Here is a 16,418-nt window from a genome sequence, read left to right on the forward strand (position 1 = left end):
GCCGCTCCGCGCCCCCGGCAGCCAGCCTGCACGTGCGGCAGACCAGGCCGCGTTGGCCGCTGTAGGCCTGCTGGAAGCTGTCCGCGCCGACCTTTCCCTTGTGTCCTTGCCGCTGGCACTTGCAGATGCAGGGCCCGCCCAGACAGAGGTCCGAAACGCCGTTGCCCAGCTGGACGACTACATCCTGCCCCGGTACCGCAGCCTGGATGCCCCGCTGCTCGCCGTCGTCGGGGGTTCAACAGGTGCCGGCAAGTCCACGCTGGTCAACGCACTGGTGGGGCACCCCGTCACGCGTTCCGGGGCGATCAGGCCCACCACCCGGCAACCCATCCTCCTGCACCATCCGGCGGATGCCGGCTGGTTCGAAGGCCAACGCGTGCTACCTACCCTGAGCCGGATCCGGGGCACCGTGTCCACTGAACCGGTTCCGGCCAGCCGCGCGGGCGCAACACCGGACGCGGAGGCCATCTCGTCACTTGTCCTTGTGGCAGACCAGGCGGTCCCCCAGGGGATCGCGCTGCTGGACGCACCCGACGTCGATTCCATCTCCGATGACAACCGCAGGCTGGCCGGGCAGCTGCTGGCCGCCGCAGACCTGTGGGTCTTCGTCACCACGGCCAACCGGTACGCGGACGCGGTTCCCTGGAAGCTGCTCCTGGACGCGGCTTCCCGGGACATCATGGTGGCCGTGGTCCTGGACCGCGTGCCGGCCGAGGCGGAAGCCGAAGTCAGCGCCGATCTCCGCGCCTTGCTGCAGAAGGAAGGCCTCGGCGCCGCGGAACTGTTCATCGTGCCCGAGACGGACCTCAACGCCCTGGGTATGTTGCCGCCCCGAGCCGTTGAACCGCTGCGCCTCTGGCTGCAGGAACTGGCCACCAATGCCGCAGGGCGGTCGGAGATTGCCCGCCGGACGCTCAACGGGACGGTCAAGGCGCTGGCCGGACGGGTGGGTGCCGTCTCGGTTGCCGTCCATGCGCAGGAGCGTGCCGCCGCGTCGCTCCGGTCCGATGCCGAGGCCGCCTACCGCGACGCGGTGGTCCGGATCCTGGACGCCACGAAGGACGGGGCCCTGCTCCGCGGCGAAGTGCTGGCGCGCTGGCAGGACTTTGTGGGGACCGGGGAGTTCTTCCGGACCCTGGAACAGAACATCGGGCGGTTCCGGGACCGGTTGGGAGCCTTTTTCAGGGGCGAGCCCACGCCTGCTGTCCGGGTTGAGGTGGCCATCGAAACGGGCCTGCAGGCCGTGATCCTGGATGAAGCCGCCAATGCCAGCGAAGACACAGACAAAAGGTGGCGCGCAGACCCCGCCGGCCGGGAGCTGCTGGGCACCGATGATTTGTCCGGAACCACCCCCGGGTTTGCCGAGGTGACCGCTGCCGAGATCAGGGCGTGGCAGGCGGGCCTGATGGAGCTGATCCGCACGGAAGGACAGGGTAAGCGCACCCAAGCCAGGTGGCTCTCCTTCGGCATCAACGGACTGGGCGCAGCCTTGATGATCGTGGTGTTTTCCATGACCGCGGGACTCACGGGCCTCGAGATCGGCGTGGCAGGAGGCACCGCCGTCGTAGGCCAGAAGCTGCTTGAGGCAGTCTTCGGTGAGGACGCGGTCCGCAGGCTCGCCCAGACAGCCCGGGACGACCTCCATGCGCGGTGCCAGCGACTGTTGCAGGCGGAGCAGCAGAAGTTCCTCGAGCGGCTCCCGGAGGGCGCCCCCGATACCTCCCGTGTCCTGGCTGACCATGCCGCCGCCCTCGCCGGCCTGGCGGACCGCACGTGAGCCGCCACGGGGCTGCCCGGGAAGCGTCGCAGCTGGACCGAAGGCTGGCCGCGCTCAACGACGCCCGTGAGCTGGCAGAAGGCGTCCTCCCGGATGCTGCCCTGGAGGACGTGTTCCAGCTCCTCCAACGTGCCAGCTCCCGGCGATCCCTCTCCGCCGATCACACTGTGGTTGGCTTTTTTGGTGCCACCGGCAGCGGGAAATCGTCACTGTTCAACGCGGTCAGTGGCACTGAAATCGCGACGGCGGCGGCCCGGCGGCCCACCACATCGGAACCTTTGGCCGGTGTCTGGGGCACTGACGGCAGCGAACCGCTGCTGGACTGGCTGGAGGTACGCAACCGGCACCATGCCGATCCGGTCGCGGGCTTTGCGGACGAGGGTACCGGCCTGATCCTGCTGGACCTGCCGGACTTCGACTCCACCAGGGCTGCCAACCGGGCCATCGTGGAGCGCATGGTCGGACTGGTCGATGTCCTGGTCTGGGTGCTCGATCCGCAGAAATACGCAGACGCGGCAGTGCACAACGACTTCCTCGCGCCCATGGCCGCGCACGGTGCAGTGACCCTGGTGGTGCTGAACCAGATTGACCGGCTGCCCGAGCGGGACGTCCAGCCGGTGCTTGAGTCCCTCAGGGGCATCCTTGCCCGCGACGGACTGGGCACGGTGCAGGTCCTGGGCGCGTCCGCCCTCACCGGCGCGGGCGTGGACAAGGTCCGCAGCGCCATCCGGAGTGTGGTGACGCAGCGGCAGGCCCTCTCGCAACGGCTTGCTGCGGACGTTTCACGGGCCTCACAACAGCTCAAGGACGTCTCCGGCGCAGGGGAAGCAGCAGGAGTCAGGCAGGGGTCAACGTCGCGGCTTACGGACGAGCTGGCCAAGGCGGCCAACGTTCCCTTGGTGGTGGAAGCCGTCGCCTCGTCCTACAGGCTGGAATCGACGCGCCGCACCGGCTGGCCGGCCACCCGGTGGCTTCTGCGGTTCAAGTCCGATCCGCTGCGCCGGCTCAACCTGAAAAGTTCCGCCCCGTCCCGGCTCAACCGCACATCGCTGCCGCCCGCAGGCGCCCCCGAACGTGCCCGGACGGATGCTGCAGTCAGGGAATTTGCCGACGCCGCCAGTGACGGTGCTCCGGGGCCGTGGCGGGCTGCGATCCGCGGCGCCGCCCGTGAGGGACGGGAAGCACTGCCTGACGCGCTGGACCAGGCCATTGCGGGGACAGACCTTATGACGTTCCGGAAGTCGTGGTGGTGGGGTGTGTTCAACGTGGTCCAGTGGCTCGCGCTGGCCGTGGTGGTGGGCGGCCTGGGCTGGCTGGGCGTGCTGGCCGGGCTGGCTTACCTCCAGCTGCCGGTCCCGGAGGCGCCGCGGGTGGAGGGCTGGCCTGTACCCACCCTGATGATCGCCGGGGGAGTGGCGCTGGGGATCCTCCTGGCGCTTGCGGGGAAAATCATCGGAGCGGGGGCGGCGAGAGCCCGGGCGGCCAGGGCGCGGAAACGGCTCAGGGCAGCCGTAAGCGACGTGGCGCAAGCGTTGGTGGTGGAGCCGGTGGAAGTGGAAATCAGCCGGCACCGGTCCTTCAATACGGCGCTGAAGGCCGCCGGCGGCGGCTAGGTACCCGGGGCTGCCTACGCCACCGCGGCAGCGGCGTCGCGGACCTTGATCAGCGTCCGGAGGTTCCGGGTGGTGGTGCTGGCCTTGAATTTCGGCTTGGCCGAGACTTTGCTGAAGGGGCTGTCCAGGGTTCCACCCACCGGAGCCAGCCACGCCAGGGCCTCCGGACCCAGGCGCGTCTGGTCCGTGCCGTCCAGCGCTGCTCCGGCCGCGTCCAGCTCATCAAGCCTGGCGGTGTCCGAAGCCAGGGTGATGTACGTGTGCGTTGTTTTGTCGTCCTCCGGATACGGGCAGGCCTCCACCAGTTCGGCCACGCGTTGTGCGGTCAGGACAACCACCCAGGCGTCATAGCCAAAAGTATCGCGCAGGCATTTTTCGAACTTCTGTTTGACCGCTGCCGGCCCGTCGTCGCTGACTAGCACCACATTGCCGCTGGCGAGCAGGGTCCTGACGTCTTCAAATCCGGCAGCGGCGAGTGCGGCTTTGAGCTCCGCCATTTTGATGTTGATCCCGCCCACGTTGATGCCGCGAAGAAAGACTGCGTAGCTGTTCATGCCGCCAGCTTAGACACTGCGTGCCGGTTTCCGGCGGCCGCAGCCGCGTATGGCAGTGTGTCAGTCGTTGTTCTTGCGCAGTGCCTCGGTCAGGAGCCGTCCGGCGTTGCAGACCACCTCAGCGTGGAGCCGGCCGGGCTGGCGGGTCAGGCGTTCGATCGGCCCGGAGATCGAGACTGCGGCAATGACGCGGCCGGACGGACCGCGGACGGGGGCCGAGACGGACGCAACCCCGGGCTCCCGTTCGCCGAGGCTCTGTCCCCAGCCCCGGCGTCGTACGCCCGCCAGGACGGTGGGCGTAAAGCGGGCGGCCTGCAGGCCCTCAAGGAGCCGGTCATGGTCTTCCCAGGCCAGCAGAACCTGGGCGGCGGAGCCGGCCTTCATGGACAGCTGGGTGCCTACCGGGATGGTGTCCCGCAGGCCTATGGGGCGTTCGGCGGAGGCGACGCAGACGCGCCACTCGCCCTGCCGGCGGAAGATCTGGGAGCTTTCACCGGTGGCATCACGCAACTGCATCAGGATGGGGCCGGCGGAGGCTATGAGCCGGTCCTCGCCGGCAGCGGAAGCCAGTTCCACCAGGCGGCTGCCCAGGACGAACCTGCCCTGGATATCGCGGCTGACCAGGCGGTGGTGGATCAGGGCCAGGGCAAGCCGGTGGACGGTAGGCCGGGCCAGTCCTGTAGCCGCCACCAGCTGCGCCAGGGTGGTGGGCCCGGCCTCCAATGCGTCCAGCACATGGGCCGCTTTATCAATGACGCCGACTCCACTAGAATTGTCCATGTAATGATATTGCCGTCTCATTATCTGAGATGCAAATCTTTTGAGTGGCATATTCCACAGCCCTGCTGGTTCAGTGGAGCGTAACAGCCAAAAACATGCAGTGAAGGGAGCTGGCCGTGGCAAAAACACTGGCCGAGAAAGTCTGGGACGCACACGTGGTGCGCAAAGGCGACGGCGAGGGAGCCAATGCCCAGCCCGATCTTCTCTTCATCGATCTCCACCTCGTCCATGAGGTGACCTCCCCGCAGGCATTCGAGGGCCTCCGCCTCGCCGGCCGGCAGCTGCGCCGCCCTGATCTCACCATCGCCACGGAGGACCACAACACTCCGACGCTGGACATCGACAAGCCCATTGCCGATCTCACCAGCCGCACCCAGATCCAGACGCTGCGCAACAACTGCGCGGAGTTCGGCGTCCGGCTGCATTCGCTCGGTGATGCCGAGCAGGGCATCGTGCATGTCGTGGGCCCTCAGCTTGGCCTGACCCAGCCCGGCATGACCGTGGTCTGCGGCGACTCCCACACCTCCACGCACGGCGCCTTCGGGGCGCTGGCCATGGGCATCGGCACCTCCGAGGTGGAGCACGTCATGGCCACCCAGACGCTGTCCCTGAAGCCGTTCAAGACCATGGCCATCAACGTTGAAGGCACCCTGCGTCCGGGTGTCACCGCCAAGGACATCATCCTTGCGGTGATTGCCAAGATCGGCACCGGCGGCGGGCAGGGTTACGTCCTGGAATACCGCGGCTCCGCCATCCGTGCGCTGTCCATGGAAGCCCGGATGACCATCTGCAACATGTCCATCGAGGCTGGCGCCCGCGCCGGCCTCGTGGCCCCGGACCAGACCACCTACGACTACATGTTCGGCCGTCCGCACGCTCCGCAGGGAGCGGACTGGGATGCCGCCGTCGAGTACTGGAACACGCTGCGTACCGACGACGAGGCGACGTTCGACGTCGAAGTGGACCTGGATGCCGACACACTGGAGCCGTTCGTCACCTGGGGGACCAACCCCGGCCAGGGCGTGTCGCTCTCTGCGTCGGTGCCGTCACCGGAAGATTTTGGCGACGAAAACGCCAAGGCTGCCGCCGAGCGTGCCCTGCAGTACATGGGACTGACTGCGGGCACGCCCATGAAGGACATCCGGGTGGACACCGTCTTCCTGGGTTCCTGCACCAACTCGCGCATGGAGGACCTGCGGGCCGCTGCGGACATCATCCGCGGCCGGCAAAAGGATCCGAACATCCGGATGCTGGTGGTTCCCGGTTCGGCCCGAGTACGGCTCGAAGCCGAAGCTGAGGGCCTGGACAAGGTCTTCAAGGACTTCGGTGCGGAGTGGCGTTTTGCTGGCTGCTCCATGTGCCTGGGCATGAACCCGGACCAGCTGGAAGTGGGGGAGCGCTGCGCGTCCACCTCGAACCGCAACTTCGAAGGCCGGCAGGGCAAGGGCGGCCGCACGCACCTCGTGTCGCCGGTGGTGGCAGCCGCCACAGCCATCCGCGGAACCCTGAGCTCGCCGTCGGACCTTGATCCGGCACCCCAGTCCGCCGCCATCCGCACCGACGCCGCCTAGGAGACCGTTATGGAAAAGTTCACCACCCACACCGGCATCGGCGTCCCGCTGCGCCAGAGCAACGTCGACACGGACCAGATCATCCCCGCCGTTTACCTGAAGCGGATCACCCGGACGGGCTTTGAAGACGCGCTCTTCTCGGCCTGGCGCAAGGACCCGTCCTTTATCCTCAACCAGGCCCCGTTCAATGCCGGTTCCGTCCTGGTGGCCGGCCCGGACTTCGGCACCGGCTCCTCCCGCGAGCACGCCGTCTGGGCCCTGAAGGACTACGGCTTCAAGACGGTCCTGTCGTCCCGGTTTGCGGATATTTTCCGCGGCAACTCCGGCAAGCAGGGCCTGCTGGCCGCCGAACTCGCCCAGGACGATATCGAGCTCATCTGGAAAGAACTCGAGAACGCCCCGGGCACCGAGGTAACCGTTGACCTGGTGTCCAAGACGGTCAGCTGCGGCACCATCGTGGCACCGTTCGACATCGATGATTACACGCGCTGGCGGCTCCTCGAAGGCCTCGACGATATCGGCCTCACGCTCCAGCACGAAGAGGACATCACCGCCTTTGAAGCCACACGTCCGGCCTTTATGCCCAAGACGCTTCCGGCCCGGCTGTCCTAAGCGCCAGCCAGGGCAACGCGGGGTCACGTAAGGGCCGATAACGTCGAATTATCGGGCGTGGAGTGACCCCGCGTTGCTTCCGTCGTTAACGGGCACGACGGCGGAAAAACGACCACGCCGGGCATGCCGTATTTCGGTTCGGTAACGCGACCTCCTATGCTTAGCTGGAGCCTTTGCAAGTATTTGGGGGCGAGAAATCGTAAGGAAACCGGTATATGAGTAGTGTTCTGACAATCCGCGGCGGAGTCCCGCTTACAGGCCGCGTCAGCGTCCGGGGGGCCAAGAACCTGGTCCCGAAGGCGATGGTGGCAGCGTTGCTGGGCAACGAACCGTCGGTGTTGCGGAACGTTCCGGAAATCAAGGACGTGGAGGTTGTCACCTCCCTGCTGCAACTGCACGGGGTGACAGTGGATAAGGATCCGGTCACCGGTGACCTGACCCTGGACCCCAAGGCGGCCAAGACGGCCCCGAGTACCGCGATCGACGCCCATGCAGGCGATTCGCGGATCCCGATCCTGCTGTGCGGACCGCTGATCCACGCGATCGGTGAGGCCTTCATTCCGGACCTTGGCGGCTGCAAGATCGGCGACAGGCCCATCGATTACCACCTCAACGTGCTGCGCCAGTTCGGCGCCGTCGTCGAGAAGCGCCCGGGCGGCATCCACATTTCCGCGCCAAGGGGCCTGCAGGGCGCCAAGATCTCCCTGCCGTATCCGTCGGTGGGTGCCACGGAGCAGGTGCTGCTGAGCGCCACGCGCGCCGAGGGCATCACCGAACTTTCCGGCGCCGCAACCGAGCCCGAGATTATTGACCTCATCGCCGTGCTGCAGAAGATGGGCGCCATCATCAGCGTCCAGACGGACCGCACCATCCGCATCGAAGGCGTCAAGGACCTGGGCGGCTACAACCACCGTGCCCTCTCGGACCGCAACGAATCGGCGTCGTGGGCCTCGGCTGCCCTCGTCACCAAGGGCGACATCTTCGTTGAGGGTGCCTCGCAGCGGGACATGATGACGTTCCTGAACACCTACCGCAAAGTGGGCGGCGGCATGGACATCGGCGAGGACGGCATCCGTTTCTACCACCGCGGCGGCAAGCTCAACCCGCTCGTCCTGGAAACAGATGTGCACCCGGGATTCATGACCGACTGGCAGCAGCCCCTGGTTGTGGCCCTGACGCAGGCCGAGGGCGTCTCGATCGTGCACGAAACCGTGTACGAAAACAGGTTCGGCTTCACCGACGCCCTCATCCGGATGGGCGCCAGCATCCAGGTGCACCGTGAGTGCCTGGGCAGCGTTCCGTGCCGCTTCGGCCAGCGGAACTTCCTCCACTCTGCCGTCATCTCAGGCCCCACCCAGCTCAAGGGCACCGACATCGACGTTCCCGACCTGCGTGGCGGCTTCAGCCACCTCATTGCCGCGCTTGCAGCCACTGGTACATCGCGTGTGACCGGGATCGACATCATCAACCGCGGATATGAGCGGTTCACCGAAAAGCTGGCCGGCCTCGGCGCCGATTTCGACATCTCCTCAACAAAGTAGCGGGGGGGGGGGGGCACGTGAAGGAAACGGCCAAGAGCCAGGCCACGTTCGTGGTGGTGGCAGCCATAGTGCGCACGCTGCTTAACGGCATGATGAACAAAAAGTGGGACGGCCTGGAAAACCTTCCGGCCGGCGGCTTCATTGCCGCGCCCAACCATTGCACCGAAATTGACCCGCTTATTGTGGGCCACCTGCTGTACAACCAGAAGCGCGCTCCGCATTTCCTGGCCAAGGCCGGGCTTTTCAAGGTGCCCGTCCTGGGTGCCATCCTGCGGGCCACCCGCCAGATCCCGGTGGAACGCTCGACGGCGGGAGCGAACCGCTCGCTGCAGCTCGCCCAGGAAATCGTGGCCGACGGGGGGGCCATCATTATCTATCCGGAGGGAACACTCACCCGGGATCCTGACCTCTGGCCGATGAAGGGCCACACGGGGGCGGCACGCCTTGCCCTCGAAGGGGGTATTCCGGTGGTGCCCATCGCCCACTGGGGGGCCCACGAGGTGTTCCCGCGCTATGCCAAACGGTTCCACCTTTTCCCGCGCAAAACGTCGCGCGTGGTGGTGGGCAAACCCGTGGACCTCACTCCTTTTATGGGCGGAAACCTGGACAAGGCGACCCTCACAGCCGCCACAGAGGTCATCATGGACGCCGTCACAGAGCTGCTGGCCGGAATCCGGGGCGAGGAGCCGCCGGCTGAGCGCTGGGATCCGTCAAAACACAACCAGGCCACGCATGGCCGGTTCGTTGACCGGGAACGGCCCGACAACGCGGCGGATCCCACGTGACCGCTGACCGCAGCCGTCCCGGCTCGGCCCGTTCTGTTGCCGTTCTGGGGGCCGGTTCCTGGGGAACGACGTTCGCCAAGATCCTCGCTGACGCCGCATCTGCCGCCGGAGTGGAGCGCACCATCCGGCTCTGGGGCCGGCGCAGCGAAGTGGTTGAGCAGATCAACGCCACCCACCGCAATGTCCAGTACCTGAAGGACACTGTGCTGCCACCCAGCATCACATCGTCGGTGGACGTTGGCAGTGTCCTGTCCGGCGCGGACCTGGTTGTGCTCGCAGTGCCCGCGCAGTCACTGCGCCTCCAGCTCCGTGAATGGAAAGCGCTCATCGCCCCGGACGCGGTGGTGGTCTCTCTGATGAAGGGACTGGAACTCGGCACGGATGCCCGGATGAGCGAGGTCATCGGCGAGGAACTGGGAATTCCGGCCGACCGGATCGCGGTGGTGTCCGGTCCCAACCTCGCCATGGAGATTGCCCGTGAGGAACCCACGGCCTCCGTGGTGGCCTGTGCCGATGAGGCAACTGCGGGCTGGATCGCCCGGAGTTGCACGGCCCCGTACTTCCGCCCCTACACGACCGGGGACGTGGTGGGTGTCGAGATCGGCGGCATCGTCAAGAACGTCATTGCACTGGCCGTGGGTATTTGTGAGGGCAAACAGATGGGGGACAACACCAAAGCCTCCGTCATCACCCGGGGCCTGGCAGAGACCTCCAGGCTGGCTCTCGCCCTCGGCGGTGAAGCCCGGACCATGGCCGGACTGGCCGGCCTCGGCGATCTTGTTGCCACCTGCTCCTCGCCGCTGTCCCGGAACCATACCGCCGGCCGGCTGCTGGGCCAGGGCCTCACCCTGGACGAGCTGGCGCTTAAGATGACGCAGACCGCCGAAGGAATCAAATCGGGCCAGGCCGTGCATGAACTCGCGGGGAAGCTGGGCGTGGAAATGCCCATCACCGCTGCCGTCGTTGCCGTCCTCGCCGGCAAACTGTCCGTTGACCAACTGGGACCCCTGCTGCTGTCCCGGGACCTGAAACCCGAAGGCGATTACTGACGATGTCTGACCACTACCTGGCCACGCCGGAATCCGCCCCCCATGCCAAGCCCCGGGTGGCGGTGCTGTTTGGCGGCCGCTCCAGCGAACACGCGGTGAGCTGCGTAACGGCTGCCGGTGTACTGGGGGCCATCAACAAAGACAAGTACGACGTGATCCCCATCGGCATCGCAAAGTCCGGGCAGTGGGTGCTCGCGTCGGCGGACACGGCCCAGTGGTCCTTGTCGGCAGCCTCGCTGCCCGAAGTACCGGCGTCGTCCGAAACTGTGACACTGGCCGAAATCGGCGGGGAGCACCAGTTGATCGTGGCGTCCCCGGATGCCGTTCCCCGCGAATTGGGCACCGTTGATGTCGTGTTCCCGCTGCTTCACGGGCCGTTCGGCGAGGACGGAACCATCCAGGGCCTGCTGGAACTGTCCGACACCCGCTACGTGGGCGCTGGCGTGCTGGCATCGGCAGTCGGAATGGACAAGCACTACATGAAGGTGGTGTTCGAGGCCGCCGGCCTTCGGGTGGGGCCTTACGTTGCAGTCACGGACCGGCAGTGGCTTAACGACGCCGAAGCGGTCCGCAAACAGGTGGACCGGCTCGGCTTCCCCGTGTTCGTAAAGCCGGCACGGGCCGGTTCCTCCATGGGCATCTCCAAGGTGGATTCGATGGAGGACCTGGATGCCGCCATCGAGGAAGCCCGCCGCCACGACCGCAAACTGGTCATCGAGGCCGGCATCATCGGACGGGAAATCGAGTGCGCCGTCCTCGAAGGCCGGGGAACCTCGGCACCCCGCACCTCCATGCCCGGGGAGATCTCCGTGGCGGGGGGCGGGCACGAATTCTACGATTTCAACGCGAAGTACGTCGAAGACGATGCCGCGTCGCTCAGCTGCCCAGCCGACCTCCCCGAGGATGCCATTGCCCGGGTGCGTGAACTCGCAGCTGCCGCGTTCGACGCCGTCGGCGCCGAAGGCCTGAGCCGGGTGGACTTCTTCTACACGCCCGACGGCGAGCTCATCATCAACGAGATCAACACCATGCCGGGGTTCACGCCCAAAAGCATGTACCCGCAGATGTGGGCAGCCTCCGGCCTGGACTACGCGGACCTCATTGACGAGCTGATCTACCTCGCCCTGAACCGGAAGACCGGACTGCGCTGACCAAATTCCCGCTGACCAAATTCCCGCAAACCAGAGCCAGTTGAGATTCAGCTCGTCGGCAGGTTCTGCAGGTCTTCCTGGCCCACGCACCGTCCGGTGGCGGGGATCTTTGCCGCGGCCGCCGCGAGGTCTGCGAGGACAGTGGCGGAGCTGATGCTCTCCTGGTCCTTGGTCAGGAGGACCTCGGTGGCCGGTTCGCGGCCGAAGGTGGTCAGGGTCCAGGCGGAGTCGCCCTCCTTGATGACCCAATCCACGCCGTTGACGCTCACGCAGCGGTCCGTCGTGGGGCCCGGGACATTGACACCGCACCGCAGGATCACCTGGGACGGATTTCCCCAGGCTGCCGTGGCCTGGCTGTTGGTCTTCCGCAGGGCCGCTTCGCCGATAGCGTCCGGCAGCGCCACCATCATCGGCGCGCAGGCCGGGTTGGCAGCGTCAGTGGCGGGCGCGACATCCACGGCGGCGGCGCAGCCGGACAGGGCAACACCGCCCAGCGTGGCGGCCAAAAGACCCACGGACACACGGACAGGCAAAGGCAAACGGGGATGGTGCATCCTTCAAGCCTAGCGCCGCCGCGAGGTGCGGCGGGACGCGAAGCGGCACCTCAGGACCAGCATTGTCAGTGCATCGCTGTAGCGTAGTGGCGTGCCTGAAATTCCCTTGACTGAAGAAGCCCTGACCGTCGCAGCGCTGTCCGAATCCGAGCTCCTGGCCCGGATTTTTCCCCGGCTGGAAATGGGCGGTGCCCACGGATCGGCCACCTTGCTGGGACCGGGAGACGACGCCGCCCTCGTGGCGTCCCCCGACGGCAGGACCCTGGTCAGCATCGATACCCAGGTGCAGGATCAGGACTTCCGGATCCAGTGGGCAAACGGCTACCGGACCACTGGCTTCGACGTGGGGTGGAAGGCGGCCGCCCAGAACCTCAGCGACATCAACGCCATGGGCGGCAAGGCCACCTCGCTGGTGGTCAGCCTGACGCTGCCGCCGGAGACCCCCGTCAGCTGGGTTGAGGACCTGGCGGACGGACTGACTGCGGGAATCACGGAGCTGGGGGCCGCTGACTGCTCGGTGGCCGGCGGCGACCTGGGCCGCGGTACGGAGATCTCCGTGACAGTGGCGGTCCTCGGAACCCTCGACGGCGGACGTGCGGTGTTGCGCTCCGGTGCGGGCGGCGGAGAAGTCCTGGCGCTGGCAGGAACCGTGGGCAGGGCAGCTGCCGGGCTCGCACTTCTGGAATCAAGGACTCCCGTGCACTCCCTGGACGCGGCGCAGCGCGCCCTCGTGGATACGCAATGCCGCCCGCTGCCGCCCCTGTCCGCCGGTCCGCTGGCCAGGGAAGCCGGTGCCACCGCCATGATGGATATCTCGGACGGGCTGGTGCGCGACGCCGGTCGGCTGGCAGCCGCCAGCGGCGTGGTGCTGGACCTCGACCCCCTGAAACTGAAGCGCCATGCGGAAGGACTCCGTCCGGCGTCGGACGTCCTCGCCGGCGATCCCATGGAATGGGTGCTGGGCGGGGGAGAGGACCACGGGCTGCTGGCCACATTCCCTGCCGGCATTCAGCTGCCTGCCGGATTCACTGCGATAGGCTCAGTACAGGCCCCCGGAACTGACACTGGACCGGGCGTCACAATTGCAGGCCGCGTCGCTGGCGCAACGGGATGGGATCACTTTGCAGACTAAGGTTGCCGCCAATGCCCAAGCGATGAAGCGGTGGTTGGACAAGGCTGAGACGGCCATCGGCAACCACAGCGACCGCATCAATGCCATCAATATTTTCCCGGTGGCAGACGGCGACACCGGCACGAACCTCTACCTCACGGTCCGTGCAGCAGCGCGTGCCCTGCAGGGCACCTTCACAGGACACGCGGAGGCTGGCCAGGCCGATGTGGGAGGCTGCCTGACGGCAGCCGGCCAGGCCGCCATGGAGCAGGCACGGGGCAACTCGGGCACCCTGTTTTCCGTTTTCCTGTGCGCCGCGGCCGAGCCCCTGACCGGTCATACCCGGCTGACGTCCGCGCTCCTGGCAACCGCCCTGAACCGGGCACAGATCCGGGCCTGGTCCGCCCTGAGCGACCCCGTCCCGGGAACCATGCTCTCGGTTATGGAAGGGGCGGCCCGCGCCGCCGCAGCCGTGGACGCCGGCCGGAACGGCGACGACAGCAATCACGCCCTGGGCCTTGCCCTGGACGCCATGGTTGAGGGCGCGTTGGCGGCGGTGATCCGCACCGAGGGCCAACTTGACGCCCTCCAAACGGCGCACGTGGTGGACGCGGGAGGTGTCGGAATGCTCCTGATCCTCGATTGCCTCCGCTCCGCAGTCCTGGGCGTAGAGCTCCAAAGCGAACTCCTGGACGGTCTTCACGGCTACGACGTCCAGGACCCGCACATCCACACCAGCCTGCCAGACGACGAGGGCGTCGAAGTGATGTGCACCATCAGCCTGTCGCCCCTGAACGCAGCCACCCTTCGTCAACGGCTGGATGAGATCGGGGATTCGGTCATCCTGAGCCAGGTGGGCAACGCCGCAGATCCGGACGGCAACTACCGGTGGCGCGTCCATGTGCACGTCGCTGACGCCGGGCCGGCCGTCAGGCTGATCCGCTCCCTCGGCGAACCCGTGCACATTACGGTCAGCCAGTTGGCCCTGCCGCGCGATCCTGAAGCGGACCCAGTGGGCTCCAACGGACATGAGTACTGACCTTGAAGCGGGCCTGGAACGCCTGATCGGAAAACGGTCGGCTTCGGCCATTGAGAAGCACCTGAAGATCAGTACCGTCGGCGGCCTGCTGAACTATTTCCCCCGCCGGTACCTGAACCGTGGCGAGCTGACACCCATCGGCGAGCTGCCGGTGGACGAGGAAGTCACCCTCATTGCGCGCGTCCTCTCCAACAGCACCCGCAAGATGCATTCGCGCCGCGGGTCCATTACCGATGTCATCATTACCGACGACGCCGCATCCCACGGCCGTCCTCGTCTCGCTTCCGTAGGCCCCGGCAGCGGGCACGGCACCCTGAAGATCACTTTCTTCAGCGGCTACCGGGCACAGGCCGAGCTCCTGCCCGGCCGTCGTGTTATGTTCTCCGGCAAAGTGACCCGTTACGGCCCCTCCCTGGGGCTGACAAATCCGGACTTCAACCTGCTGGATGAGGACCCGGACATGCCCGGCATGGATCCGGAAAAGCTCGCAGCCATGCCGGTCCCCGTGTATCCGGCAACTGCCAAACTCACCAGCTGGTCAATCCAGAAGGTGATCGGCACGCTCCTTCAGACAGTCGATCTGGATGCACTGCCCGATCCATTGCCGGACGCCGTGGCCCGCCGGGAAATGTTCCTCCCGGTAGCCGAGGCCTACCGGCTCATCCACCGGCCCGAAACACAGGACGACTGGAAGCGGGCCCAGGACCGCCTCCGCTACCAGGAGGCCCTGGTCCTGCAGGCGGCGCTGGCCCGGCGCCGCGCCCAGCTCGCGGCTGAGGAGGCTACGGCCAGGCGCCCTGCCACCGATGGGCTGCTGACGGCTTTCGACCGTCAGTTGCCCTTCACTCTGACTGCCGGACAGGCGGCCGTTGGAAAAACCCTTGCCGCCGAACTTGCGCAGGACAGCCCCATGAACAGGCTCCTGCAGGGCGAAGTGGGTTCCGGCAAAACCATCGTGGCCCTACGCGCCATGCTGCAGGTGGTGGACGCCGGCGGGCAGGCGGCACTGCTGGCACCCACCGAGGTCCTCGCCGCCCAGCATTTCGAGTCCATCCGCCGTACGCTCGGCGCGCTGTCCCGGGATCCCATGCTGTCCCCGGACGGGCTGCTGGGCGGCCTCGCGGAAAATGCCGTGCAGGTTTCGCTTCTCACCGGTTCCATGCCCGCTGCCGCGCGCAAGCGTGCGTTGCTGGACGCAGCCTCCGGCACGGCCGGGATCGTGATCGGCACGCACGCCCTGCTCAGCGGCAATGTGGCGTTTTACGACCTTGGCCTGATCGTGGTGGACGAACAGCACCGGTTTGGCGTGGAGCAGCGGGATGTCCTCCGGTCAAAGGCCAACAAGCCGCCGCATCTGCTGGTCATGACGGCCACGCCGATTCCCCGGACTGTGGCCATGACCGTGTTCGGTGATCTCGAAACCTCCATCCTGGACGAGCTGCCCGCAGGCCGTGCGCCCATTTCCACCCACGTGGTGGGCCTGGCCGAAAACCCGGGGTGGGCCGGGCGCATCTGGTCCCGTTCCCGTGAGGAAATCGACGCCGGGCACCAGGTGTTTGTGGTGTGCCCCAGGATCGGGACGGACGACGACGGCGATTTCAGTCCGGGGGAAGCGGAACCTTCCGCGGCGGACGTGGCGGGCAACGGCGGTGAGCGTGAGCTCGCGTCCGTCACCGCCGTCGTCGAACAGCTCCAGCAGGAACCCGCCCTTGCCGGTGTGCCGCTGGGGCCCATGCACGGCAGGCTGGACACCGCGGTGAAGTCCGCGGCGATGGAGGACTTCACGGCCAACCGGACCAAGCTCCTGGTCTCCACCACCGTCATCGAAGTGGGCGTCGATGTCCACAATGCAACGCTGATGGTGATCCTCGACGCCGACCGCTTCGGCATTTCACAGCTGCACCAGTTGCGCGGGCGGGTGGGCCGTGGCGGCCTGCCCGGAACGTGCCTGCTGGTCACCAGCCTGGAACCCGGGCACCCGAGCCGGCGCAGGCTGGACGCCGTTGCCTCCACCACGGACGGTTTCGAACTTTCCCAGGAGGACCTCAAGCTGCGGCGCGAGGGCGACATCCTGGGCGCGTCGCAGTCAGGCGGCCGCTCCACGCTGAAACTCCTGCGCGTGCTGGAGCATGAGGACATCATTGCCCGCGCCAGGCAGGACGCCCAGGCACTGGTGGGCAAAGACCCCTCGCTGGCGCGGCACCCCCGGTTGGCTGCGGCTATCGACGAATACCTGAACCCCGAGAAGGAGGCGTTCCTTGAACGCGGATAGAAGGCGGGC

14 protein-coding genes are annotated in these 16,418 nt (G+C 66.8%); 11 read left to right on the forward strand and 3 right to left on the reverse strand.

Annotated features, from left to right (window positions below):
• Positions 1-52 precede the first annotated feature (52 nt).
• Both GUV69_RS01725 and GUV69_RS01730 read left to right on the forward strand, forming a co-directional pair.
• The gene (locus tag GUV69_RS01725; RefSeq protein WP_244292823.1) at positions 53-1,777 is read left to right on the forward strand and encodes a dynamin family protein; all 1,725 of its coding nucleotides are present in this window, start codon (positions 53-55) and stop codon (positions 1,775-1,777) included.
• Positions 1,774-3,390: a GTPase gene (locus GUV69_RS01730; RefSeq protein WP_164199162.1), complete on the forward strand. Its 1,617-nt coding sequence runs from the start codon at positions 1,774-1,776 to the stop codon at positions 3,388-3,390. Before GUV69_RS01725 ends, GUV69_RS01730 begins: the two co-directional genes overlap by 4 nt.
• A gap of 14 nt (positions 3,391-3,404) precedes the next feature.
• Here the strand turns inward: GUV69_RS01730 and GUV69_RS01735 are convergent, their stop codons facing one another.
• Positions 3,405-3,944 (reverse strand): DUF1697 domain-containing protein, encoded by a 540-nt coding sequence (locus GUV69_RS01735; RefSeq protein ID WP_164199164.1) that lies wholly within the window; start codon positions 3,942-3,944, stop codon positions 3,405-3,407.
• Between the two features lie 60 nt (positions 3,945-4,004).
• Entirely contained in the window at positions 4,005-4,724 is a 720-nt protein-coding gene (locus GUV69_RS01740) for an IclR family transcriptional regulator (protein WP_164199166.1), read from the reverse strand.
• Positions 4,725-4,840: 116 nt separating this feature from the next.
• Here GUV69_RS01740 and leuC point away from each other — a divergent pair, with 116 nt between their 5' ends.
• The 6 genes from leuC to GUV69_RS01770 all read left to right on the forward strand — a co-directional run bounded on the left by leuC (position 4,841) and on the right by GUV69_RS01770 (position 11,433).
• Positions 4,841-6,295: a 3-isopropylmalate dehydratase large subunit gene (gene leuC, locus GUV69_RS01745; RefSeq protein ID WP_164199168.1), complete on the forward strand. Its 1,455-nt coding sequence runs from the start codon at positions 4,841-4,843 to the stop codon at positions 6,293-6,295.
• A gap of 9 nt (positions 6,296-6,304) precedes the next feature.
• Positions 6,305-6,907: a 3-isopropylmalate dehydratase small subunit gene (gene leuD / locus GUV69_RS01750; protein WP_164199170.1), complete on the forward strand. Its 603-nt coding sequence runs from the start codon at positions 6,305-6,307 to the stop codon at positions 6,905-6,907.
• A gap of 215 nt (positions 6,908-7,122) precedes the next feature.
• A complete protein-coding gene (murA, locus tag GUV69_RS01755; protein ID WP_164199172.1) occupies positions 7,123-8,448 on the forward strand; it encodes a UDP-N-acetylglucosamine 1-carboxyvinyltransferase in 1,326 nt (441 codons plus the stop codon).
• 17 nt (positions 8,449-8,465) lie between these two features.
• The gene (locus GUV69_RS01760) at positions 8,466-9,233 is read left to right on the forward strand and encodes a lysophospholipid acyltransferase family protein (protein WP_164199174.1); all 768 of its coding nucleotides are present in this window, start codon (positions 8,466-8,468) and stop codon (positions 9,231-9,233) included.
• Positions 9,230-10,282: an NAD(P)H-dependent glycerol-3-phosphate dehydrogenase gene (locus GUV69_RS01765; protein ID WP_164199176.1), complete on the forward strand. Its 1,053-nt coding sequence runs from the start codon at positions 9,230-9,232 to the stop codon at positions 10,280-10,282. Before GUV69_RS01760 ends, GUV69_RS01765 begins: the two co-directional genes overlap by 4 nt.
• 2 nt (positions 10,283-10,284) lie before the next feature.
• A complete protein-coding gene (locus GUV69_RS01770; protein WP_164199178.1) occupies positions 10,285-11,433 on the forward strand; it encodes a D-alanine--D-alanine ligase family protein in 1,149 nt (382 codons plus the stop codon).
• A 47-nt stretch (positions 11,434-11,480) separates the two neighbouring features.
• On the opposite strand, the gene GUV69_RS01775 is transcribed toward GUV69_RS01770, so the two are convergent.
• Positions 11,481-11,987 carry a DUF3515 domain-containing protein gene (locus GUV69_RS01775; protein WP_164199180.1) on the reverse strand — a complete coding sequence of 169 codons (507 nt, stop codon included), beginning with the start codon at positions 11,985-11,987 and terminating at the stop codon, positions 11,481-11,483.
• Between the two features lie 181 nt (positions 11,988-12,168).
• Here GUV69_RS01775 and thiL point away from each other — a divergent pair, with 181 nt between their 5' ends.
• The 3 genes from thiL to GUV69_RS01790 are packed head-to-tail and all read left to right on the forward strand — an operon-like array spanning position 12,169 to position 16,409.
• On the forward strand, positions 12,169-13,119 hold the full coding sequence (gene thiL / locus GUV69_RS01780; protein ID WP_244292824.1) for a thiamine-phosphate kinase: 951 nt from the start codon (positions 12,169-12,171) through the stop codon (positions 13,117-13,119).
• Positions 13,120-13,141: 22 nt separating this feature from the next.
• Positions 13,142-14,137, forward strand: coding sequence for a DAK2 domain-containing protein (locus GUV69_RS01785; RefSeq protein WP_164199182.1), 996 nt, complete (start codon positions 13,142-13,144; stop codon positions 14,135-14,137).
• Positions 14,127-16,409, forward strand: a complete 2,283-nt coding sequence (locus GUV69_RS01790; protein WP_164199184.1) for an ATP-dependent DNA helicase RecG — start codon at positions 14,127-14,129, stop codon at positions 16,407-16,409. The genes GUV69_RS01785 and GUV69_RS01790 overlap by 11 nt, the downstream gene beginning before the upstream one ends.
• Positions 16,410-16,418: the final 9 nt, after the last annotated feature.

It is taken from the genome of [Micrococcus luteus] ATCC 49442, from assembly GCF_010367585.1.
Lineage (GTDB): Bacteria > Actinomycetota > Actinomycetes > Actinomycetales > Micrococcaceae > Arthrobacter > Arthrobacter luteus_A.